General features: G+C 63.6%; 18 protein-coding genes. 13 read left to right on the top strand and 5 right to left on the bottom strand.

All coding sequences use genetic code 11. The features are described from left to right. Nucleotides 1-204 precede the first annotated feature (204 nt). The 4 genes from cobJ to cobG are packed head-to-tail and all read right to left on the bottom strand — an operon-like array spanning nt 205 to nt 4,490. Nucleotides 205-1,842: a precorrin-3B C(17)-methyltransferase gene (gene cobJ / locus PSH73_RS02765; RefSeq protein WP_057437543.1), complete on the bottom strand. Its 1,638-nt coding sequence runs from the start codon at nt 1,840-1,842 to the stop codon at nt 205-207. Continuing rightward, nucleotides 1,842-2,576 carry a precorrin-2 C(20)-methyltransferase gene (locus PSH73_RS02760; protein WP_370694595.1) on the bottom strand — a complete coding sequence of 245 codons (735 nt, stop codon included), beginning with the start codon at nt 2,574-2,576 and terminating at the stop codon, nt 1,842-1,844. Before PSH73_RS02760 ends, cobJ begins: the two co-directional genes overlap by 1 nt. Then, nucleotides 2,573-3,199 (bottom strand): precorrin-8X methylmutase, encoded by a 627-nt coding sequence (locus PSH73_RS02755; RefSeq protein WP_057437540.1) that lies wholly within the window; start codon nt 3,197-3,199, stop codon nt 2,573-2,575. The genes PSH73_RS02760 and PSH73_RS02755 overlap by 4 nt, the downstream gene beginning before the upstream one ends. Further along, nucleotides 3,192-4,490 (bottom strand): precorrin-3B synthase, encoded by a 1,299-nt coding sequence (gene cobG / locus PSH73_RS02750; RefSeq protein ID WP_305462680.1) that lies wholly within the window; start codon nt 4,488-4,490, stop codon nt 3,192-3,194. Before cobG ends, PSH73_RS02755 begins: the two co-directional genes overlap by 8 nt. 111 nt (nt 4,491-4,601) lie before the next feature. On the opposite strand from cobG, the gene cbiE reads away from it, so the two are divergent. From cbiE to PSH73_RS02685, 13 genes are all read left to right on the top strand, one after another. Further along, the gene (cbiE, locus tag PSH73_RS02745; protein ID WP_216312240.1) at nt 4,602-5,807 is read left to right on the top strand and encodes a precorrin-6y C5,15-methyltransferase (decarboxylating) subunit CbiE; all 1,206 of its coding nucleotides are present in this window, start codon (nt 4,602-4,604) and stop codon (nt 5,805-5,807) included. Next, nucleotides 5,804-6,529, top strand: a complete 726-nt coding sequence (locus tag PSH73_RS02740; protein ID WP_271043139.1) for a cobalt-precorrin-6A reductase — start codon at nt 5,804-5,806, stop codon at nt 6,527-6,529. The genes cbiE and PSH73_RS02740 overlap by 4 nt, the downstream gene beginning before the upstream one ends. A 56-nt stretch (nt 6,530-6,585) precedes the next feature. Further along, complete coding sequence (locus PSH73_RS02735) at nt 6,586-6,918, top strand: type II toxin-antitoxin system RelE/ParE family toxin (RefSeq protein WP_057958201.1); 333 nt, start codon at nt 6,586-6,588, stop codon at nt 6,916-6,918. A gap of 5 nt (nt 6,919-6,923) precedes the next feature. Beyond that, complete coding sequence (locus PSH73_RS02730; protein WP_057958200.1) at nt 6,924-7,247, top strand: DNA-binding protein; 324 nt, start codon at nt 6,924-6,926, stop codon at nt 7,245-7,247. A gap of 102 nt (nt 7,248-7,349) precedes the next feature. Further along, entirely contained in the window at nt 7,350-7,745 is a 396-nt protein-coding gene (locus tag PSH73_RS02725; protein ID WP_057437532.1) for a DUF2946 domain-containing protein, read from the top strand. A 45-nt stretch (nt 7,746-7,790) separates the two neighbouring features. Further along, nucleotides 7,791-8,273, top strand: a complete 483-nt coding sequence (locus PSH73_RS02720; RefSeq protein WP_200656726.1) for a copper chaperone PCu(A)C — start codon at nt 7,791-7,793, stop codon at nt 8,271-8,273. Nucleotides 8,274-8,292: 19 nt separating this feature from the next. Further along, nucleotides 8,293-8,715 (top strand): DUF2946 domain-containing protein, encoded by a 423-nt coding sequence (locus tag PSH73_RS02715; protein WP_115127287.1) that lies wholly within the window; start codon nt 8,293-8,295, stop codon nt 8,713-8,715. A 93-nt stretch (nt 8,716-8,808) separates the two neighbouring features. Continuing rightward, nucleotides 8,809-10,884 carry a TonB-dependent copper receptor gene (locus tag PSH73_RS02710; RefSeq protein WP_198817296.1) on the top strand — a complete coding sequence of 692 codons (2,076 nt, stop codon included), beginning with the start codon at nt 8,809-8,811 and terminating at the stop codon, nt 10,882-10,884. 104 nt (nt 10,885-10,988) lie between these two features. Beyond that, entirely contained in the window at nt 10,989-12,371 is a 1,383-nt protein-coding gene (locus PSH73_RS02705; RefSeq protein ID WP_305461875.1) for a PepSY domain-containing protein, read from the top strand. A gap of 153 nt (nt 12,372-12,524) precedes the next feature. Continuing rightward, on the top strand, nt 12,525-14,633 hold the full coding sequence (locus tag PSH73_RS02700; RefSeq protein WP_186625839.1) for a TonB-dependent siderophore receptor: 2,109 nt from the start codon (nt 12,525-12,527) through the stop codon (nt 14,631-14,633). Nucleotides 14,634-14,670: 37 nt separating this feature from the next. Beyond that, nucleotides 14,671-15,459, top strand: coding sequence for an ABC transporter ATP-binding protein (locus tag PSH73_RS02695; RefSeq protein WP_057437525.1), 789 nt, complete (start codon nt 14,671-14,673; stop codon nt 15,457-15,459). Continuing rightward, complete coding sequence (locus tag PSH73_RS02690) at nt 15,456-16,403, top strand: ABC transporter substrate-binding protein (RefSeq protein ID WP_170044487.1); 948 nt, start codon at nt 15,456-15,458, stop codon at nt 16,401-16,403. Before PSH73_RS02695 ends, PSH73_RS02690 begins: the two co-directional genes overlap by 4 nt. Next, nucleotides 16,400-17,410 (top strand): iron ABC transporter permease, encoded by a 1,011-nt coding sequence (locus tag PSH73_RS02685; RefSeq protein ID WP_057958193.1) that lies wholly within the window; start codon nt 16,400-16,402, stop codon nt 17,408-17,410. The genes PSH73_RS02690 and PSH73_RS02685 overlap by 4 nt, the downstream gene beginning before the upstream one ends. A 51-nt stretch (nt 17,411-17,461) precedes the next feature. On the opposite strand, the gene PSH73_RS02680 is transcribed toward PSH73_RS02685, so the two are convergent. Beyond that, on the bottom strand, nt 17,462-23,389 hold the full coding sequence (locus PSH73_RS02680) for a DUF4329 domain-containing protein (protein ID WP_305461873.1): 5,928 nt from the start codon (nt 23,387-23,389) through the stop codon (nt 17,462-17,464). Nucleotides 23,390-23,493: the final 104 nt, after the last annotated feature.

Raw genomic sequence — 23,493 nt, 5'->3', positions numbered from 1 at the left:
GTAGGAAAAATCAGAGTTTGTTGCACCCCGCGTAAATACTGGGGATGGGGTGACGCCTGATAATCGCAGGCTTACTTTCTGCAACTGAAAGAGAGGAACCGTTAATGGCATTGCGAAATGACGCGGCAGAACACAGAGGTTTCTGTCATCAATGATTAGCCTTTTCTGACAGATTAGCGGCCCCATTGCGGGGCCGCTGCCGTTTCAGGAGGCCGGTTTCTCGCCATACCAGCGTGGCGTATACACCCACTCACCACCGCCCACCCGAGGGAACGCGCAGGTGGTGGACGAACCGATCAGCACCATGGTGCGCATGTCCACCTGGTCCGGGGTCAATTGGCCCAGGGTGGTGGTGCGCAGCGTTTGCCCGGGGCGCCCGATATCGCGCCCCAGCACGACAGGCGTGGCGGCGAGGCGGTGCTGGGCGACGATTTCCAGGGCACGCCCCAATTGCCAGGGGCGCGAACGGGAGATGGGGTTGTAGAACGCCAAAGCCAGGTCGGCCTGGCAGGCCAGGTCCAGGCGTTTCTCGATGATGGACCAAGGCTTGAGGTTGTCCGACAGCGACATCACGCAGAAGTCATGGCCCAACGGCGCACCCGCCTGGGCCGCGGTGGCGAGGGACGCCGAGACCCCCGGCAAAATTTCCAGCTCGACCCGCTGCCAGGCCGGGTCGCTGGATTCGTGCAACGCCTCCAGCACCGCCGCAGCCATGGCGAACACCCCTGGGTCGCCGGAAGACACCACCACCACCGAACGCCCCTGGGCCGCCAGCTCGAAAGCATGCCGTGCCCGTTGCATCTCTTCGCGGTTATCGGTGCAGTGCTGCACCTGGTCGGCGCGAAACGGCCCGGCCATGCGCACATAGGTTTCGTAACCCAGCACATCGGTGCAGCGCGCCAGTTCTGCCTTGACAGCCGGCACCATCAACTCGGCTGCGCCGGGGCCCAGGCCGATCACGGCGAGACGGCCACGGGGGCGGCCCAGTTGCGCCAGGTCCACGGGCCCGGCGGCCGAGTGGATGATGATATCGGGGCCTGCCGCCAGCGCCGTAAAGCGCAGCGGCACGCCCAGTTCCAGCGCCGCCTCATGCAGTTCGCCACTGGCCATGTCGGCGTCATCGGCCAGCAGGCACGCCAGGGACTGCACGGCGATGCCGTCCTGCTGCAACGCCTGGCGCACCCGCGCGGCCAAGCCGACGCCGGGGCGGCAGGTGGCCCAAGTATTTTTCGGATAGATCAGCAGCTCATTGGCCGCCGGCACGCGCTCGGCACTGCCGACATGAATGCTCAGGCGCGCCTGCTGGTCCTGCGGCAGGTTGGCCTGCTCCAGCCATGGTGCGGCGCCTTCAATGCGCACCTGTTCGCCGGCCAGCAGGTCCGAGACAAAACGCTTGCCCAGCTCAAGGTCCGCCAACTGATAACCCTGGGGCGGATTGAGCAGGCAGGTGCCAAAGCGCAGTTCACCACTGGTGGTAATCGCAGCCGCCACCCCCAGGGCCGCCGCGATTTCCCGCGCCATGATATTCACCCCGCCCAGGCCGCCGAGCAACGGCACCACCGCACTGCCGTCTTCAGCGACGGCCAGCACCGCCGGCTCTTCGCCTTTCTCCAGCAACAGCGCCGCCAAGGTGCGGATCACAATCCCGGCCGCGCACAGGGCAATGATCGGCGTGCCCTGTTGATACAACTGGCGCACGGTCGCGCCAAATTCGCTGTAGGCCTGGTCGGCGCCTTCCACCCGGCCGGCCAGGCCGTGGATCAAGGCGCCGGGGTACACCTGCTGGATGCTGCGCGCGGTGGCGAGGCTGCCCTGGCCGAGAATGACGATCGCCGGCGTCATCACCCTTGCCACCTTTCGCCCGGCACGATAATCAACGAGAAATATGGCGAAGACATGGGTTCGACCTGATCCAGCGCGACGATTTTCTGGTTGGCCATGGTGGCGCGCTCCACATACAGCGCACGCCCGGCCAGCCCCAGCTCCTCCAGCACCTGACGCACCTTGGTGAAGTTGCGTCCCAGCTTCATGATCACCGCCGCATCGGCATCCGCCAGGCGCCGCTTGAGTTCGTCGTGGGGCAGCACCCCGGACAATACCGACAGGCTCTGGTTGCGATACACCAACGGCGCACCCAGCACCGAGGCACCGCCGAGCATCGAGCACACGCCGGGGATGACTTGGGCGTCATAGCGCTCGGCGAGGCGGTCATGCAGGTACATGTAGGAGCCGTAGAAGAACGGGTCGCCTTCGCAGATCACCGCCACATCGCGCCCGGCATCCAGATGCGCGGCCACATCAACACTGGCCGCGTCGTAGAAATCGCTGATCACCTGTTCATAGGACAGCGGCGCCGGCAAGGCTTCGGTGGTCACCGGGTACACCAGCGGCATCAGCGTCTGCTGGGGCACCAGGTGTTCTTCGATAATGCCGAACGCATTGCCCTTCTTGCCCTTGGCGACGAAGTACGCCACCACCGGCGATTCGCGCAGCAGGCGCAGGGCCTTGAGGGTAATCAGTTCCGGGTCGCCGGGGCCGACGCCCAGGCCGATCAAACGTCCACGCGCCTGCATCATTCGACCTCCGTAGCCAGGGCGTTGACCGCTGCGGCGGCCATCGCACTGCCGCCCAGGCGGCCTTGCATGATCACAAACGGCACGCCACGGCTGTCTGCGGCGAGCATCGCCTTGGACTCGGCGGCGCCGACAAAACCCACCGGAAAACCGAGGATCAGCGCCGGCTTGGGGGCGCCGGCGTCGAGCATTTCCAACAGATAGAACAACGCAGTCGGCGCGTTGCCGATCACCACCACACTGCCTGCCAGGTGCGGGCGCCACAATTCCAGGGCGGCAGCGGAACGGGTGTTGCCCAGCTCCCGCGCCAGCTCCGGCACGCTATCGTCACGCAAGGTGCAGATCACTGGGTTATTGGCAGGCAGGCGCGCACGGGTCACGCCTTCGGAGACCATCCGCGCATCGCACAGGATCGGCGCACCGGCGGCCAGGGCCTCACGGCCGGCTTTGCCTGCGCCTTCAGAAAACTGCAAACCGTCGATAGCCTCGACCATGCCGCAGGCGTGAATCACCCGCACGGCGAGTTTTTCCAGGTCGGCCGGGATGCGATCCAGCTTGGCCTCTGCGCGAATGATCGCAAAGGAGTTGCGATAGATCTCCTGACCGTCGCGGATGTAATCAATCATCGGTGTTGCTCCGTGGACGGGCACGCAACACGGCGCCCGCCGCTTCAATAGAAAGGTTGTGCGCGTGCAGGCGGCCGAAACCCGGCTGGCCTGCATCGCGAAAATAGAGGTCGTAGTGCCCGGTGCCCACTGCCAGCAGGGTGACCGGGGCAATGTGTGCCGCAGCGCAGGTGCGTGGGCAGCCAGACAGGTGCACATCAAGGCCATGGCCCTGGAGCAGCGTGGCCAGGTGCAGGGCGTCGGCCTTGGTGTCGGCCAGGGCCTTGGCGCAGCCGCTGGAACCGGTGCAGGCAATCAGCCGCGCCAGGGCCTGGTCGGCGGAACAGAGGAAGCCCAATTGCGCCAGGCCCGTCGTCACGCGCACGGCGGCGTCCGGCGCCAGGTTGGGCAGCAGCAGGCCTTGCCACGGGGTGAAGCGCAATGTGCCGTCACCCTGTTCGAGGGCCAGTTGCGCGGCACCACGCAGCATGCTCGAGTCCAGGCGTCCTAATGGCGTGCCCGCCGCCACGTAGACTTGCTGCGGTTGGCGCTGTGGATAAGTGCCCAGGCGCAAACTGCTCGGGTTGGCGCGGCGACGATAGCCATCGGCGGGCAGTAACGGCAGGCGCAAGCGCCCGACGAAGTTATCCACAGACGTGTGTGTCAGCAGGTCGCGCATGCGGTTCTGGTCGGGTCGGGCCAGCTCAAGAAACAGTTCCAACACCGCCACGACCAACTCATGGCCTTGCTCCAGGGGTACGGCGCCCAGCGGCCTGTCATGCCCCGGGCAACCGGCCAGGCCGAATGCCAACAAGGTCTGGCCCTGCGCTGGGTAAGCCGATAACCACAGGTCGTGATGATGTTCGAGCATCGCCAGGGCTTCGCCGCCATCCAGTTGCACGGCGAACTTGGCCGACAACTCATGGAACCGTGGATGGGTTTGCAGGGTGGCGAGAATCTGCTCCGCCAGGGGCCGGGTGTCCAGCAGCATGTCGCGGTCGATGCCCGCGCCGGGGCTGAGCATCACATTGCGCACATCATCGCCCGCAGCGGTGGTCGGGCCCAGGCCTGCGGCCAGCAGGTGCGCGATCAAACCCTCGTGCTCCAGGCCAATGCCGCGGATCTGCAGGTTGGCGCGGTTGGTCGCCTCGATCACTCCGCCGGCGTAGGTCTGCGCGGCGTGTGCCACGGCCAGCGCCTGCGCGGCGGTGATGACCCCACCGGCCAGTTTGATCCGGCAAATCCCGCCATCCAATGCCTGGACAATACGCAGCAACCCCGGACAACCCGAGGGACGTTTGCTGGCGGACAGAGGAAGTGGCTTCACGGGGGCTACCGGTTCACGGGTAAAGGCGCGGTATTATGCCTGCTTTGTCCGGCAGCATGAAAAGCCTGCCCGTCGGATGTCGTTCAAGGAATCAATATGTCGCCCTGGCTGACAGTAGTAGGCATTGGTGAAGATGGCTTCAAGGGCCTGGGCAGGAATGCCCGGCATGCTCTGTTGCGCGCCTCTCGTATCATTGGCGGCCAGCGCCAGCTGGATTTGCTGCCGGTGTGCATCCGCGGCGAACGCGAGCTGTGGCCCAGCCCGTTTTCCCTGGAGCCGTTGCTGGCAAGGCGCTTTGAACCGGTGTGCGTACTGGCCAGTGGCGACCCGATGTTCTACGGCGTCGGCGCCAGCCTGGCGCGGCAGGTGGCGCCGGATGAGCTGTTGATCCTGCCGGCGCCTTCGTCGGTGTCACTGGCGGCGGCGCGCCTGGGCTGGCCGTTGCAGGACGTGGTGACACTGTCGGTGGTCGCCCGCCCGGTGGCCGCGCTCAATGCTCATCTGGCCAGCGGCGTGCGCTTGCTGGTGTTGAGCAACGACGGCCGGAGCCCGACGGCCATCGCCGCGTTGCTGCGCGCCAGCGGGTTTGGCCCGAGCCGCCTGAGTGTGTTTGAACACCTCGGTGGCGCGGCCGAACGGCGTATCGATGGCCACGCCGAAAGCTGGCAAGACCCAGCCATTGCCGCGCTGAACCTGGTCGCCATCGACTGCCTCGCAGACGCCAACACCCCACGCCTGTCGCGCCTGGCCGGCCTGCCGGACTCAGCGTTCAAGCATGACGGCCAACTGACCAAGCGCGATGTGCGGGCGATTACCCTCGCGCGCCTCGCCCCCACCCCTGGCGAATTGCTGTGGGACGTCGGCGCCGGCAGCGGCTCCATCGGCATCGAGTGGATGCGCGCCCATCCCAGTTGCCGCGCCCTGGCGATTGAAGCCGACGCTGGCCGCCAGCAACTGATCGAACATAACCGCGATGCCCTCGGCGTGCCTGGCCTGCAATTGATTCGCGGCAGCGCGCCCCAGGCCCTGGCAGGGCTGGAAGCGCCTGATGCGATTTTCATCGGCGGCGGCGTGACCCGCGACGGCGTGCTCGACACCTGCTGGCAACACCTGCGCCCCGGCGGGCGGCTGGTGGCCAATGCCGTGACCCTGCAAAGCGAAATGACCCTGATGGCCTGGCGCGCGCAACACGGCGGCGAGTTGACCCGCATCCACGTGGCCCAGGCCCAGCCCCTGGGCGACTTCGACACCTGGCGCCAGGCGCTGCCCATCACCTTGCTTGAAGTGCTCAAGCCGCTATGAAGCGCATCCTGCTGCTGGGCGGCGTGACGGAAGCCCTGGCCATCGCCCGCACCCTGGGGCCCCAGCATATCTACAGCCTGGCCGGGATTGGCCGGGTGCCCACTGACCTGAGGTGCCAGGTGCGCGTCGGTGGTTACGGCGGTGCCGAGGGATTGGCGCAGTTTATTCGCGAACAGGGCATCGACCTGCTGCTGGACGCCAGCCATCCCTACGCCGCACAAATCAGCGCCAACGCCGCCCAGGCCGCGCGCTTGTGCACGATCCCCTGCTGGGCCCTGCGCCGTCCCGCCTGGCAGCCACAACCGGGGGATGACTGGCGTGAAGTCAGTGACTGGAGCGAACTGATCGAGGCATTGAAACCCTTCCAGCGCCCACTGTTCACCCTCGGCCGCGAACCGCTGCAACACCTCGATGAAATCCCCGCCGAGCAGTTCTGGACCTTGCGCGCCCTGGACGTCTACCCCGGCAACGAACGCTGCGAAGTAATCGGCGCCCGTGGGCCGTTTTTGATCGAGGATGAACGGGCGTTGTTCGAACGACGGCGGATTGATGTGCTGATCAGCAAGAACAGCGGCAGCAGCGCCACCGAACCCAAGCTGGAGGTGGCCCGCGAGCGCGGCATACCGGTGGTGGTTTTGCAGCGGCCGGTGTTGGCGGGGGTGGATCGGGAGTTTTTGACGCCCCAAGAAACACTCACAGCGTTGGCAAGTTTCACTCAATAAGTCAGGATCGCCCGCTTGCTTGACAAGTAACCTATTTGTTACCTTCGAGGCGGGCGATGATTGAGATCGAAGAATATAAACGCAGCGGCCAAACCAGCCCATTCAAACAATGGTTTCTATCCCTGAGTGTCCAGGCACGCCTTAAAGTATCAACATCATTGCTTCGGCTGGAAATGGGCAACACCAGCAATATCAAGTGGTTCGATGGAATGGGCGAGTATCGGATCGACTGGGGCCCGGGGTATCGAATTTATTTGGTACGGGAGGGCCTGCGACTCATCATCCTGTTCGGCGGCGGTGACAAATCCAGTCAGAAAAAAGATATCAAAACTGCAAAGTCGCTGATCCGCGATTATCAACGCGACAAAAAACTGGAACAAAAGAGGTAGCCAGCATGGCACTTACCCGTAGTTATAAACTTACGATTGCCGAAGCCGCCCAGCGCGACCCAGAGTTTGCCCAGGCACTTCTCGACGAGGCTGCTACGCTATTTCTCAACGGCGAACCAGAATTATCCCGCATCATTCTGCGCGACCTGGTCAACGCCACTGTCGGTTTTGAGAGTTTGGCGAAGGAGACGGCCAAACCGAGCAAAAGCTTGCATCGTATGCTTTCGGCTCATGGCAACCCAAGCATGGATAACCTGGCTGCAATCTTTGCGGTACTCCGAAAGGGACTTGGGGTCGATATGCAGGTTCATGGCGTTCCCGTCGCATAACCTGACATCACTGCGACACCAAACCACACCAGCAACTTTTACTTATGCCCCCCGATCAGGCTAAATACCCACCTGATCGCTTAACCCTACGGATTGTCCGCCATGGCCCGTCAACGCTTTGCATTTGCCTGGATCGCCTGCCTTGCAGTGCTGTTCAATGCGTTTGCCATGCCATTGGCCGGGGCAATGCAACAGGGTAAAAGCCCTGCCGAGCAATTGCTGTGGGGCAGTTTCTGTTCGTCCAATGGCAGCAAGCTGGTGGCGATGTCCCTGGGCACGCTGGATATACCGGCGCCGCAGCAGGATGAACATTCCAGCATGCAGCATTGCTGGTGCTGTTCGGGCTCGGCGCCATTGGTGGCGCTGCCGGGGCATGTGCCGCAGTTGTATCTCACACGAATCGACCCGGCGCCTGGCCTGCCATCGCCTGCCCTGCAAGCCCCGACTCCGCGCCAGCAATGGCCGAGCCTCAGCCCCCGCGCCTCTCCTACCGTTTGATCACTTCGCAATTGAACTGCGTTTGAATCGTTCTGGAGAACTGCCATGCTCAAATCTTCCCTGCTTCTGGCGGCCTTGCTGCTGCCTGCGTTCAGTGCTGCCAATGCCGATGACTACAAGGCCGGCGACCTGCTGGTGAGCGACCCCTGGTCACAGGAATTGCCGCCCAATGCGCCGACGGTAGCCGCCTACTTTGTGATCCATAACCAGGGTGAAGCCCCGGACCGCTTGCTCAGTGTCGACACGCCAGTGGCGGCCAAGGCCGAGCTGCATGAGCATGTGATGCACGGTGACCTGATGAAGATGCAGCGGGTGCCCAGCGTGGCCGTGCCGTCCAAGGGCGAGCTGACCTTTGCGCCGATGGCCTATCACGTGATGCTCCTGGATCTTAAAGATCGCAGCCAGTTGCGCGACGGCCAGCACTTCCCGCTGACCTTGAACTTCGAAAAGGCCGGGCCGGTAAAAGTGCAAGTCTCGGTGCAAAAAGTACCGCCGATGGCCGAGCACGGGCACAAGCACGCCCATTAACCAGCCCAGGCCGCTCCCCATGGGTGCTCGCGCCAACAGGTCGACCACGCGCCGCCGCCAGCCTTTGAGGTTGGCGGGCGGCAGTTGGATCAGCCTGTTCGCCATGCTGATGATCTTTATCGGACCGCTGATTTCCCAAGCGATGCCGATGGATCATCACGCCGGCATGTCCATGCAGATGTCCATGGACGACACCTGCCATGCCGCGCCCCAGCACCCGGCCGAGCACGCCAAGGTCCCCGCCGCCGACCACGTGATGTGGGAGAAATGCGGCTATTGCAGCCTGTTGTTCAGTTGCCCGGCCCTGCCTGGCAGCGTGTCATTCGTGGCCCTCGGCAGCCCGCCGCCGGCCACTGGCCTGATCCCCGCACCGCGCCTGGGCCATGCCCGGCAGAGCATTTTCCCCGGCGCCCGCAGCCGCGCCCCGCCCAGCCAGTCGTAGACCGCCAATAACACACAACTTCGCACGGCCGCCTTCACACAGACAGCCGCAGGCTGCTGGCCGTGTTGTTTACGACTGATTGATGGAATTTTTATGTCCAGGTTTCCTGCTGACACCCGTATGGGACGTACCCCTGTGCTCGCCGTTTTGTGCGGCGCACTGTTGGCGCCACAGGCGCATGCCGACGAACACGCCGAGCATCACAATGAGCTGAGCCCGACAGTGATTACCGGCGTCGCCCCCAGCTCCCCCCTGACCATCGTCACCAACCCCAAGGACCCGCGCCAGCCAGTGCCGGCCAGTGATGGCGGTGATTACCTCAAGACCATCCCCGGCTTTGCCCTGGTGCGCAATGGCGGCACCAATGGCGACCCGGTGCTGCGCGGCATGTTCGGCTCGCGCCTGAATATCCTCACCAACGGCAGCATGATGCTCGGCGCCTGCCCTGGCCGCATGGACGCACCCACCTCCTATATCTCGCCGGAAACCTACGACAAGCTGACCGTGATCAAAGGCCCGCAAACCGTGCTCTGGGGCCCGGGCGCCTCGGCCGGTACGGTGCTGTTCGACCGTGAGCCGGAGCAGTTCGGCGAGTTGGGCACCCGAGTCAATGCGAGCATCCTCGCCGGCTCCAACGGTCGCTTCGACAAAGTCGTGGATGCCGCCGCCGGCGGTTCACTGGGCTACATTCGCGTGATCGGCAACCAGGCTCACTCCGACGATTACAAGGACGGCAACAACGACACCGTCGCCTCGCGCTACGACAAATGGAACGGCGACGTCGCCCTCGGCTGGACCCCGGACGCCGACACCCTGCTGGAGCTCACCGCCGGCCGTGGCGATGGCGAAGCGCGTTACGCCGGGCGCGGCATGGACGGCTCGCAGTTCCTGCGCGAAAGCCTCGGCCTGCGTTTCGAGAAATCCAACATCGGCGAGGTGCTGGACAAGGTCGAAGCGCAGGTCTACTACAACTACGCCGACCACGTGATGGACAACTACAGCCTGCGCACGCCGTCGGGCACCGGGATGATGGCCGGGCCCATGGCTTCCAACGTCGACCGCCGTACCCTCGGCGCGCGGATCAAGGCCACCTGGCGCTGGGCCGATGTGCAACTGATCAGCGGTATCGACGCACAGACCAACGAACATCGCCAGCGCAGCAGCGCCGGGGTCGACACCTACAAGAACCTGCCGCGCAACAAGGACGCCGACTTCCATAACTACGGGGTGTTTGGCGAGTTGACCTGGTACGCCGCCGACAATGACCGGCTGATCACTGGCGCCCGCCTGGATCGCGCCTCGGCCAAGGATTACCGCCAGCGCACCGGCAGCGGCATGATGAGCCGCGCCAACCCGACCGCCGGCGATACCCGCGCCGACACTCTGCCGTCCGGTTTCGTACGTTATGAACATGACTTGGCCGACAGCCCGACGACCCTCTACGCCGGCCTTGGCCACGCCGAACGCTTCCCGGACTACTGGGAGCTGTTCTCCCCCGGCAAAGGCCCAGCGGGTTCGCTGAATGCCTTTGATGCAGTCAAACCAGAGAAAACCACCCAACTGGACTTCGGCCTGCAATACAAAACCGCTGACTTGGAAGCCTGGGCCTCCGGGTATGTCGGCCAGGTGCGCGACTACATCCTGTTCAACTACACCCCGGGGATGATGGGCATGACCTCCCAGGCGCAGAACATCGACGCGCGGATCATGGGCGGTGAATTGGGCGCAGCCTATAAGCTTACGGCCAACTGGAAAGCCGATGCCACCCTGGCCTACGCCTGGGGCAAAAACAGCAGTGACGGCAAGGCCCTGCCACAAATGCCGCCATTGGACGCGCGCTTCGGCCTGACCTACAGCGAAGACGACTGGAGCGCCGGCGCCTTGTGGCGCGTGGTGGCGGCACAAAACCGCATCGACCAGAACAAGGGCAACGTGGTCGGCAAGGACTTCGCCAAGAGCGGTGGCTTTGGCGTGTTCTCCCTCAATGCGGCGTACCGCATCAACAAGAACTTCAAGGTCAGCACCGGCGTCGACAACCTGTTTGGCAAGGCCTACGCCGAACACTTGAACCTGGCCGGCAACGCTGGCTTCGGCTACCCGGCCAACGACCCGCAAGCCATCAATGAACCAGGGCGCACGCTCTGGACCAAGGTGGATATGAGCTTCTAACAGCTAGTGGGAGGTGGCTTTGTGTGGGAGCGGGCTCGCTCGCTCCCACACAGGCCCGTACCTCCAGACCTACCTATAAATAAAAAACCTTGCGGAGCACCCTGATGAACCCGCCAAAGATTTCCTTCTACAACCTGGCCTGGCGCTGGCATTTCTACGCCGGGCTGTTTGTCGCGCCCTTCATGGTGTTGCTGGCAGTGACCGGCATCATCTACCTGTTCAAACCCCAACTGGACCCGTTGATGTATGGCGACCTGCTCAAGGTCGAGCCCGCCGCGCAAGTCCTCAGCGCCGACGAGCAATTGCAGCGCGCCAAGGCCGCCTACCCCCAAGCCACCCTCAGCAAATACCTGCCACCTGTGGACGCCAGCAGCAGCGCGCAATTTGTCCTGCACAACGCCGGCCACGAACTGACAGTGTTCGTCGACCCCTATCGCGGCAACGTGCTCGGGGAGCAGGACGCGACCTACAACCTGCAAGCCATCGTCCGTGCCCTGCATGGCGAGTTGATGATCGGCACCACTGGCGACCGCCTGATCGAACTCGCGGCGGGCTGGGGTGTGATGCTGGTGGTGTCCGGCCTGTACCTGTGGTGGCCGCGCGGCCGATCGGCCGCCGGGATCCTGTGGCCACGCCTGGGCAGTCGCGGGCGCCTGTTCTGGCGCGACCTGCACGCGGTCACCGGGTTTTGGGGCGCGGCGTTCCTGCTGCTGATGATCCTCAGCGGCCTGACCTGGACCGGCTTCTGGGGCAAGCAATACGCCGACCTTTGGAACCGCTTCCCGGCCGCCATGTGGAACGACGTGCCGCAATCCGACCAGCAAGCCCGCAGCCTCAATACCGCCACGCAACAGACCGTGCCCTGGGCCATGGAAAACACCCCCATGCCGATGTCCGGCGAGCATGCCGAGCACATGCAGCACGGCGGCATGCACCACGGTCCTGCCGCCCCGACAATCAGCCTGCAGCAGCTGGTGGACCTGGCCACCGCACGCCAGGTCGAGCCGGGCTACAGCATCACGTTCCCGACCACAGCCACGGGCGTGTTCACCCTCGCGGTGTTCGCCAACGACCCGCGCAATGATGCGACCCTGCATGTCGACCAATACACCGGCAAGGTCCTGGCCGATGTGCGCTGGGAGCACTACAACACCGTAGCGCGGGTCACCGAGTCCGGGGTGATGCTGCACGAGGGCAAGATGTTCGGCGTGGTCAACCAGATCATTGTGCTGCTGGTGTGCCTGATGATTCTGCTGAGTTCGGTCAGCGGCCTGGTGATCTGGTGGAAGCGCCGGCCACAGGGTGGCCTGGGGGTTCCGCCGTTGCGCCATGACCTGCCGAAGTGGAAAACCGCGATGGTGATCATGCTCGCCCTGGCGATTGTTTTCCCGCTGGTCGGCGCCTCGCTGATCGTGGTCTGGGTATTGGATCGGCTGGTCTTGTCACGCCTGTTCAAGCAACGTGAATCGGCCTCATCTTCTGCATGAGGTAGGCGAGATGCCCTACATAGAGGCGTTATGTAGTCTTACGCGGGCTTTCATCCTCCACGTAAGAAGTGTTAACTTATAACACTTATTGCACTGTCCCCACTCGCCGCGCCCAGCGGCGAGTACCGTCTCGAAGAAGCGATCTGCCGCCCGATGAACAAGTACCTTGCCAGCGGCCTGTGCCTGCTTGCCTTGCACAACAGTGCCCAGGCACTGACCCTGCCCGTCAGCCCCGTGACCGCCCCGGCGGTGGACAGCGCACCGGTCGACCTCAACACCCCGACCACCGCCGGTTCGCGCCTGGGCCTCAGTGCCCTGCAAACCCCCGGCAGTGTCGAAAGCCAGACCGGCGAGCAGATCCGTGAACGCGCTGATGCCAGTGTGCAGGACGCCATCTCCCGCGCCACCGGCATCAGCCGCACCGGCACCCCGGGCGACGGCGGTACCTCGCTGCAGGCTCGGGGTTTTGCCGGCCAGGGCTCAGTGATGCAACTGTATGACGGCAACCGCCTCTACAACGGCATGGGCACCTCGACCTTTCCGGTCGACACCTGGGCCGTCGAGCGCGTGGACGTGCTGCGCGGCCCGGCATCGGTGCTGTATGGCGAAGGTGCCACCGGCGCGGTGGTCAATACCGTCGCGAAAAAGCCCTTTGAGGGCGAGATCGAAAACCACATCCGTCTCGGCTACGGTTCCTATGATCGCCAGCAACAGGCCCTGGACAGTGGCGGCTCGCTGACCGACACCCTGAGCTATCGCCTGAACCTCAATCGCCTGCGCAGCCATGGCTTTATCGACCGTGGCGACTCGGCCAGCGATTTTGCCAGCGGCGCCCTGCGCTGGCAGGCTGCCGACAACCTGAGCTTCACCCTGGCCCACGACTACGGCGACCAGCGCCCGCAGAACTACTTCGGCACACCACTGCTCAACGGCCACTTGCACAAGGGCCTGCGTGACAAGAACTACAACGTCAGCAACGACACCCAGCATTACAACGACCAGTGGACCCGCCTGAGCAGCGAGTGGCAGATCAACGACAGTGTCAGCGCGCGCAACGAGCTGTACTACCTCAAGGCCCAGCGCCGCTGGCAGAACGCCGAGAACTACAATTTCAGTGCCGGGCAACTGACCCGCAGCGGCTTCTACGGCATCAAGCACAACCAGGAACAGGTCGGCGACCGCCAGACCTTTACCTTCAAACACACCCTGTTTGGCCTCGACAGCCAGACCGTGACCGGCGTGGAATACAACCGCATCCGCTTCCGCCTGGCCAGCAATTCACCGTTTACCGACGTAGTGACCGGCGGTCAGCCCATTGACCTGAAACACCCGGCCCAGGCACCGTTTGAAAGTGCCACCCCGTTCCTGCCGCTGTTCGCCACCACCACCAAGCAGTTCGCGGGCTTTGCGGAAAACCGCCTGCAACTGACTGACCGGCTCTCGCTGATCACCGGCATCCGTCGCGACTACGTGCACCTGGACCGCGATGAACTGCGCAGCGGTGAACGCAACGACAAGACCCTCACCGGCAACAACTGGAAGGCCGGCCTGGTGTTTACCCTCACCCCGGACACCTCGGTCTACGGCCAGTACGCCACCAGCACCGATGGGGTCGGCGGCCTGATCTCCCTGAGTTCAAGCCAACAGGCGTTCGACCTGTCCACCGCCAAACAGACGGAAATCGGCATCAAGCAAGCCTTCTGGGACCAGCGCGGCGAGTGGACCCTGGCGGCCTACCATATCGTCAAAAAGAAACTGCTGACCGATGTACCGGGCAACCCGCAGTTCAAACAGCAGGTGGGCCAGCAATCCTCCGACGGCCTGGAGGCCAGCCTCGACCTGCAACTGCCCCACGCCTGGCAACTGCAGGCCAATGCGGCCATCGTGCGGGCGCAGTACGACGACTTCCAGCAGGACGTCGGCGGCGTGCAGGTTTCGCGCGACGGCAATCGCCCGGTGGACGTGCCGCGCCGCACCGCCAACCTGTGGCTCAGCAAGGCCGTGACCGACGACATCCGTGCCGGGGCCGGCGTGCGTTATGTGGATGCGCGTTACGCCGACATGGCCAACCGCAATGAGCTGCCCAGCTACACCGTGGTCGACGCCACTGTTTCGTGGAAAGCCCTGCGCAACACGACATTGGGCCTGCAATTGAATAACCTGTTCGACCGCACCTATGCCGTAAGCCAATACAATGACGGCCAGCAATGGATTCTGGGGGAGCCGCGCTCGTTCTTCGTGACGGCGGACTACACCTTCTGACCCCCACCCCGGATCGCTGTTTGACTTGAGATATTTGATGCCCACACTCAACCTTCACCACCTCGCCTGGTCCCCCCTGGGGCATGGCCACTGCCATCACCAGTTCCATCTGCGTGATGCCAGCCTGCAGGTGGGTGCCGGGGAGTTTGTCGGGTTGATCGGGCCCAATGGCAGCGGCAAGACCAGCCTGTTGCGCTGCGCCTACCGCTTCAGCAAACCCGAGCAGGGCGAAGTGCACCTCGATCACCAGAACGTGTGGAAGCAATCCTCGCGCTGGTGCGCCCAGCGCATCGCCGTGGTGCTGCAGGAATTCCCCGATGCCTTCGGCCTGCGGGTCGATGAAGTGGTCGCCATGGGCCGCACTCCGCACAAAGGGCTGTTCGACAGCGATACCCTGCACGACCGCCAATTGATTCAACAGGCCCTCGAGTCCGTCGGCCTGCTGGGCTTTGAAGACCATGCCTTCGCCACCCTGTCCGGCGGTGAAAAGCAGCGCGTGATCCTCGCCCGCGCCCTGGCCCAGCAACCGCAACTGCTGATCCTCGACGAGCCGACCAACCACCTTGACCCGCGCTACCAGCTGGAGCTGCTCAAGCTGGTCAAGCGCCTGCAGATCGGCACCCTGGCCAGCATCCACGACCTGAACCTGGCCGCGGCCTTTTGTGATCGCCTGTACGTGATCAACCATGGCCGCATCGTCGCCAGCGGCACGCCCCACCAAGTACTGACCGTAGAGCTGCTGCGTGAGGTGTTCGGGGTTGATGCCTTGATCGACACCCACCCTTTGTCCGGCTACCCACGAATCACCTGGATAACCCAACCATGATCCTGCGTTCCCTGCTGTGCCTTACCCTGCTGTGCGGTGCAACCCAGGCCTTTGCCGAAGCCACCCGCTACCCGTTGAAGATCCAGAGCTGCAACCGCGAGGTAACCTTCAATCAAGCCCCTGAACACGCGGTCAGCCACGACATCAACATGACCCAGATGATGCTCGCCCTGGGCCTCAAGTCGCGCATGGTCGGCTACAGCGGCGTGACCGGCTGGAAGGCGGTGACCCCGCAAATGGCCACCCTTCTCGACGGCCTGCCGGAGCTGGCGGCCAAGTATCCGTCGGTGGAAACCCTGCTCAATGCCAACGTGGATTTCTTCTTCGCCGGCTGGGACTACGGCATGCGCGTCGGTGGCGACCTCACCCCGCAAACCCTGCAACCGTTGGGCATCAACGTGCTGGAATTGACCGAGTCGTGCGCATTCGTGATGAAGCGCCCGGCTGCGACCCTGGACGACACCTATAACGACCTGCGCAACCTGGGCCGGATCTTCGACGTGCAGGACCGCGCCAATGCCCTGATCGCCCGGATGCAGGCCCAGGTCGGCGCCGTGCAGAAAACCCTGCCCGCCGAACAGCCACGGGTATTTCTCTACGACAGCGGCGAAGACCGCGCCATGACCTCCGGCCGCCTGGGCATGCCCCAGGCGCTGATCGCGGCCGCCGGCGGGCGCAATATCCTCGACGATGTGGATGCCAGCTGGACCCGGGTCAACTGGGAGACCGTCGTCGAGCGTAACCCCCAGGTGATCGTGATCGTCGACTACAGCGAAATCACTGCCGAGCAGAAAATCCAGTTCCTGTTGGATAACCGGGCCCTGCAATCGGTGGATGCGATCAAGCAGCGGCGCTTTATCGTGATCCCCTACGTGCAGGCCACGCCGGGCATCGACAATGTGCTGGCGGTGGAAACCCTGGCCAAGGGGTTCCACGGCCAATGATCGAGCGCCGCTATGCCCTGCTGCTCGCCGCCCTGGGTGCGGTGCTGCTGGTGTCCTGTGTGGTCTCGCTGGGCTTCGGCTCGGCGCGGGTGCCGGTGGACGTGGTGTGGCGGATTCTGTTGCACAAGGCCCTGGGAATCGGCGAAGTGGATTGGTCGGTGGGCCAGGAGCATATCGTCTGGCTGATCCGCGTGCCGCGCATGGTGCTCGGGGCACTGGTGGGCGCCGGCCTGGCGCTGATCGGCGCGGTCTTGCAGGCAGTCACCCGCAACCCGCTGGCCGACCCGCACCTGCTGGGCGTGACCTCGGGCGCCACCCTGGGCGCGGTGATTGTGGTGCTGCATGTCGGCCAGATCATCGGCCTGCTGACCCTGCCCATCGCCGCCTTTATCGGCGCCTTGCTGAGCATGCTGGTGGTGCTGGCGGTGGCCAGTCGCAACGGCCGGCTGGAGAGTGATCGCCTGTTGCTGTGCGGCGTGGCGGTGTCGTTTGTGATGATGGCGGCGGCCAATCTGCTGCTGTTCATGGGCGACCATCGCGCCGCGTCGGCGGTGATGTTCTGGATGCTCGGCGGCCTCGGCCTGGCACGCTGGGAACTGCTGGCGATTCCCAGCGCCACCGTGCTGTTGGGCCTGCTGTTGCTGCTGGGCATGGCCCGCCCACTGAACGCGCTGATGGCCGGCGAGCAGACCGCCGTGACCCTGGGCCTGAATGCCCGCACGGTACGGCTGCGGGTGTTTTTGATTGCCTCGCTGATGACCGGCGTGCTGGTGTCGATCAGCGGCTCTATTGGCTTTGTCGGGCTGATGGTGCCGCATATCGCCCGGCGCCTGGTGGGCGCCGAGCACCGGCGCTTATTGCCGGTGTGCGTGCTGGTGGGCAGCCTGTTCCTGGTCTGGGTGGACGTCGCCGCGCGCACCCTGATCGCCCCCGAAGACCTGCCGATAGGCGTAGCCACGGCGGCGATTGGCGGGCTGTTTTTTATTGGCCTGATGCGCAGGCGCTAGGCCTCCTCAACACTCATCGACCGGCGGCGTATCGGCAGGTGACCCTCGCCCTTACAACTCATCGCGGTCGCGTATCCTCAACGCTTCATCCATCTGGATTTCTTCGGTTTGCGTGTCGTCGCGGGTATCGACCTGAGCGTCTGACAGGCGTCCCTCGTACCGCCATAACGCATCCCGCTCCAGTACAAAAAGCTCGCCGCTACTGGTCACGCGTTTCAAGAAGACACTGGGCTGAAGACCGGTGCCCAACACCATGACCTCCTCTTCCATCCTGGAAAAACTCGGGATGTATTTGAGGAGCGCCCCTTCGCGAACCGACAGATAAACGCTGGCTGGCCGTTGCGCATGGGCACGTACCACGCGCAGATAGAATCCGAGGAGGGTCGGGCCGACAAAGTTATTGATCAGCCTCTGTTCCTTGGGATCACTGCTTTGAGTAGACGGCATGCTTTTATAGACAAGCTGGGCAGCGACCACTTCATAGCGCGACGGGAACACGGGTAACGGCACCGGGCGGCCCACCGGCTGTACCAGAGGCTGTACCGGCCCGTCGGGCCCCGTGTAGAAAAGTGCCAGTTGCTGCGCCGTATCGAGCCCGGCCGCCAATGGTTGCGTTCCGACAAACGAGGTGCGCGTGGGGTTGCCCAATACGGCGGCCAGGTACTCCCGCCCCCGATACGGCGCGAGCCTGCGATGGATGGCGCGCGCTGCATCGTCGGCAAGGGAAAAGAGCGGGCCACAGGCCTGCCAGGTTGCAAAAAAGCCTTCCCCCGTACCGGGTCGCCAATCGGCGGCGACCCGCACAGTGCCGGACCAGACACGGCCCTCGATCAATATATCCAGATTGCCTCGGGCAATCAGGCTGCGCACGTAGTCGAGCATGCGGGCGCCCCCCTGCAGTAGCTGCAAACGCAGGGTCTGTAGCGTGCTCAGGGTGTCCAGTTGCTCATCAGTGCCAAGGTACTGATACCTGAGCAGCGCGCCGTCCAGGCACGACAGGTAAAACGTTAGTTTTTTGTCCTTGAGCCCGTGAATGGAGAAGCGTATCCCCGTATCAATATCCGAGGGCAGAAAGAACGCCTGATGCAACGGGTCATCCTCCGCTGTCAGAACCTCCCGGGTAGCACAGAGGTAGAAACCTTCGAGCGTATAGCCCTGGGGAAACAGGCCCTGGGGGAAAACCTGGTTGTAGTCGCGATAGCTCTGGCGCACCAGCGGCAGACTGACCATGTAATGCCCCGATCTGTGCGACTTGAAGATGTAGCCGAACTGCAGGCTTTCGCCGTGCCTGCAGTGCTCATGGGCATAGCGCACTGCATCCTGTTCCTGAGTGAAGACCGGGCTGAACGGCGGATCGGCCAGCGAGTTCCTGATCAATAACGGCTCAGGTCGGTCGAGGTTGGCAATGAACGGGGTGCTGATCCTGCGGGGCAGGCCCCACACCTGGCTCCCCTCCACGACCCGCAATACACCGGCCTGGCCCAACCGGGACACAAACTCGACCGGGGTCAGCGTGCCATCGCGCATCTGGCGCTCGACAAGGTTATCCAACAGTTCCGCCCGTTCGAGCTTCAACGGCAGCAAGGCCTTTTTCAGCTCATCCTCCAGGACTGTATGGCTTCGGGTGTAACTGAGCACACAGCCGTCACTGCCCAATAGATACTCGCGGGTCAGGCGCGTGTCCGGGGACTGCAACGATGAACTGATCACCCGGGTGGAGAGCATGTTGCGATAGACGTTTTTTTGCGTGACCTCCAGAGCAAACGGCAACTCCCGCACCGGGCTGGTGCGGTAGCGCGCGACAATCGTGTGTCCCGCCGGAAAGCCCCCGGAGGCGACCACTTCATCCGGCAGGATCCACTTGGGATCGAAATCTTCCCGAGGCACCCTCAACGGTTCGGTCGCCACGAACAGGCCGTCAGGGCGTTTGAGGATCACCCCCCCCATCCCTCCGTTATCGTGATTGCTCAGCTGCGAGCGCACATGCCGCACCGCATCATCCTGCTCCTGGAAAGCCGGCCCCAGGCGACGACGGATAAAGTTCCTGTAGGGCCGCCATAACACAGCGTTTTCGCTCACCGGGCCCCGTCGGTCCCAGCACTGGCTGCTGTACAACACCCGCAAGTCTCCGGCCTTGGCAATCAGCGAAATATAGCGGCGGGTATCCAGGGAGCCATTGCGCAGGCTCATGCCCTGGATCGTCACACCGTCCCCGCCACTACTCTGCTTGAGCAATGACGAAGCCTGGGGCTGATACCGCAACAAGGCCCCGTCCAACGTCGAAAAATACACCGGCAGCACGGGAGTGGTGGAAGACCGCGGTAAATTCCGGGCATCCTCTTCAGCACGCAACAACACCTCGGGCGTGACAAAAAAACTCGTCAGCCAGGCCTCTGTCGTGGATAGCCCCACGGGCAGCCATTGCTGTGAATACAGCAGGCCCACCAGGACAAACCCCCTGGCGAAATCGCCACCGGCCAGATACCCGGCGCCTCGGGTGGAATCACTCAACCAACGCCCGTCCGGCTTGACCGGCAACAGTTCACTGACCACGAATTCATCGCGTCGCGGGTGTTTGAGGATGTAGGCCGCCCCTCCCTGGGCATCCAGGTTCCTGCCGTACCAGCGAACGTGGGCGTTGAGTGCCGCCGCGTCCTGGCTGTTGAAAATCGCACCAAACGCCGGGGCTTGCAGAGCCACTTCGGCGTACTCGAAGTTGGGCGTCCAGTCGTTGTAGACCTTGCCACGCGGCCCCCACAACTGGCTGCGAATCAGCACCTGCAGATTGCCCGCCTCCGCCAGGCGGCTGACAATGTCCACGGGCTTGAGCTTGCCGCTTTCCAACCGTTCGAAATACCCATGCTGGCCCGGCTCGCGGGTGGTGTTGTTGAGCACCAGCAATTCATTGGCCGAGCCACTGGGGGTGTAGCCGATCAGGTTGTTCGGCGACCCGCTCAGATAGGCCGGCTGCCGGGACTCGATCACCGAGCGGATCTCCCTGTCCGAGAACATCGTGATATTCACCTCCAGGTCGGCAAGGGTCCAGCCAAGACGCCGCTGGCGCCCCAGGTCACTCAAGGACAAAGCCGCATGGGACGCGTAGCGGGCATGAATTTCATAACCCGCCGGGGGCACCAGCAAGCCACTGCCCTGTGTCGGCAGCAGCAGGTCGGAGGCAAAGCCGTCACCGTGGATGCTCACCGGATCAGTGAACACAAACCGCCCGTCGGTCTTCTTGAGGAGGTAGCCACCCAGAGCGGTCCCACGGCGAAAGCCGATCTTCTCGTGGGCATGGCGTGCGGCGTCATCGGCCGTCAGGAACGAGGCACTGAGCACCATGGCGCCCGAGCCCAACGGCAGTTGCTCAAGGTCATGCATCGGCCCCAGGACGTTCCATAACCCGCCCTGCTGAAGCACCACCAACTCCCCAGCGCGGATGACCCGGCGCACGAACTCGCGCGGGGTCAGCGAGCCATCGAGCAAGGCGGCCTGGTTGCCGTTGTCGGTTACTGCCTGGCCCGCCACGCTGAACAGTTCGTTGGCGGTCTGCGCACTCGGCACCTGCCAATGCAGCAGCGCGTTGTCGGCGGTCTGCAGATACAGCTTGAACCCCAGTCCGGCGATTTGCAGGCCGAAGGTGGCGATGGCCTGAGTCATGGCGTCCACCCACAGCGCCGGGCTGGCAAAGCGCTTGTACAACCAGGCTTCGCTGGCCGGCAATTGCCCGGGCTCGAAGCGCGGTGCGTTCCGGTAGACGCCGACCACCCGATAGTTAGAGAGCAGTTTCGGCTGACCGTCGGCGCGGGTCGGGAACAGGCTTGCCAGGGTCGAGCCCGCCGCCACCGGTAACGTCGCGACATACGACGAGCGGGTCTGATGCTTGAGGACAAACCCCTGGTATGCAGCAGGCGGCAGCGAGTCGAGATTATTCAGGGCGATCAGCGCCGCCACATGCCCCATGCCGGCGACCGGCGTAAAGAACGGCTGTTCCTGCACACTGCCGGCGGGGGCGACCGGGTTGCCGAGACGCCAGCCTCTGGATATCCGACCGCGAGCACCGCCCCAGACACGATTGGGCAAAACCACCCGCAGGTCTCCAACATCCGCAAAGCCCCAGATGGCCCCTTCAAAGTCAGTGAATGGCTCGATCTCCAGCTCGCCGGTCAGTTGCTTGAGCAGCTTCTGCTCCGCTGCCGAGCCGCTGCTCATGTACTTGAGCAAAGAGCCCTCCGGCCCCGAGAGATAGTGGGCCGGGGCGAACTCGCGGTTACCGATGATAAACGCCTGGTCGGCCGACGAGAAAAAGCTGATAAACACCCTGACCTGGTCGGCGGAAAACTGTTCGTGCAGCTGTTGTTCCCCAGCGGAGCCTGCCGGATGCGAATGGTAGAAGGCGTGGCAGTCATAGGGCGACGGTGCAATGAAGTAGTCATGCTCGTCGGTGGCCATCATGGTGCGGAAATCAAACTGAATGGACGCACCGGCCACCGGCTCAGTGGCGAAATAACGCCCGCCCTGTTTCAGTACCGCGCCGCCATACTCCTTGTCACGCCGCTCGCCGATCCGATTGTGGGCCCAGCGGGCAGCATCGTCGGCCGTGGCAAAAGGCGGGCTCAAGACGGGCTTGGGAATCAACGAACAAGCACGCCAGTGCCCATCGACCGGGCCAACCTTGTCCCAGATCTTCCCTGCCCGGATCACCGCCAAATGCCCGGCCGCTGCCACGCGCAGTACAAAATCCCGCGGCCGCAACGTGCCGGCAAGCAGCGCCGAATCAATCTGGTTATCCACCACCCGACCGCTGGGCGCGACGCGAAAAAGCTCCGTCTCAGCCGCCGAAAACCCACAGGTGTATCGCAACAACGCGCCATCGTTGAGGTTGCGATAGAACCACAGCTGGCGCCCCGGCCCCAGTAAATCCGTGGCCTGGTGCCCCTGATAAAGCTGGGTCGCCAGCTCAAGCGGAGTAAAGAAGTTACGGTACAGCCAGGGTTCCAGGGCGGCGAGCCGCACTGGCGTCGGGGTTTTTCCCAGATAGACCCCGACCCAATGAAAATGGTCGTGCACCACGCGCTTGCCATCCGGGGTGCGCGGGAAGAGCTGTTGAACCGACAGCGCCGGTGCGCCATCGGCCTGGGGTTCGCTCAGCACATAGTCTTCTTTGTCGACGTGCTTGAGGATAAACACCGGCCGTGTCCGCTGGGGGCTGCGCGCCTGCAGCACCGCCAACGCAGCCGTCAGTCCCGCCTGGACAGGCCCGCAGGCAGGCAGGTCGTAGGTGTGTGAAGCAAAGGGTGAATACGGCTGCCACTGCTTGGGAACGGTGCCCACCGAACCGCCCCACAAGGGACTGGACACCACAAAGGACAGTTGGCTGACACTGAGCACCTTCTTGATAAGGCTTTCCGGTTTGTTGTCGGGGATCCCGTCCTCATGATTGAAGTGCAGCTTTTGATCAAGCCAGACCCCGAAACGGCGCTCCTCTTCCGAGCCGCTGGTGACATGCTTGAGCAGCGCGCCGTCGGGAGCGGACAGATAGGACGCAGAGAAAAAACCGCGCTCCAGAATATTGATGGCCAGATCAATGTCCGAAAAAAAGCCGTTCAGCGCCCGGACCTGACGATCGGAAAACTGCGGATTATTGGCTTCGAACTCATCGAACAGATCGGGGTGAGAGTGGTAGTCGGCCACACACCGATAGCCTTCCGGGGCCAGGTACTGCCCATTGCTGTCGACCTTCAGTACCTTCCAGTGATCGAAACTATTGCGCTCCCCGGCGATGGGCTCGGTGGAATGAAAGTAACCATCCGCCAGGCTCTCCAGAATCACTCCGCCGTACTCCACATCCCGCCGCCGACCAATCTGCTGATGAGCATAACGAGCCGCATCATCCATGCTGGCAAAGGCCGGCCCCACTGGCGGCAGCACCGCATCTGACTGCAAACCGCCCCCGAACCAGCCGCGTTTAGGTCGCTCCATGACATCCCCTCCAATTGGATAATCGCTGTGGCCAGACGCTGGCCACACAGCCAGCCAAATAATCACCGCTGCGGCCTGGCAGGGGGCGCTAGATAGTTATCTGC

It is taken from the genome of Pseudomonas sp. FP2294 (assembly GCF_030687625.1).
GTDB classification, from domain to species: Bacteria; Pseudomonadota; Gammaproteobacteria; order Pseudomonadales; family Pseudomonadaceae; genus Aquipseudomonas; species Aquipseudomonas shahriarae.
This window is presented reverse-complemented; position numbering and strand designations above follow the sequence as displayed.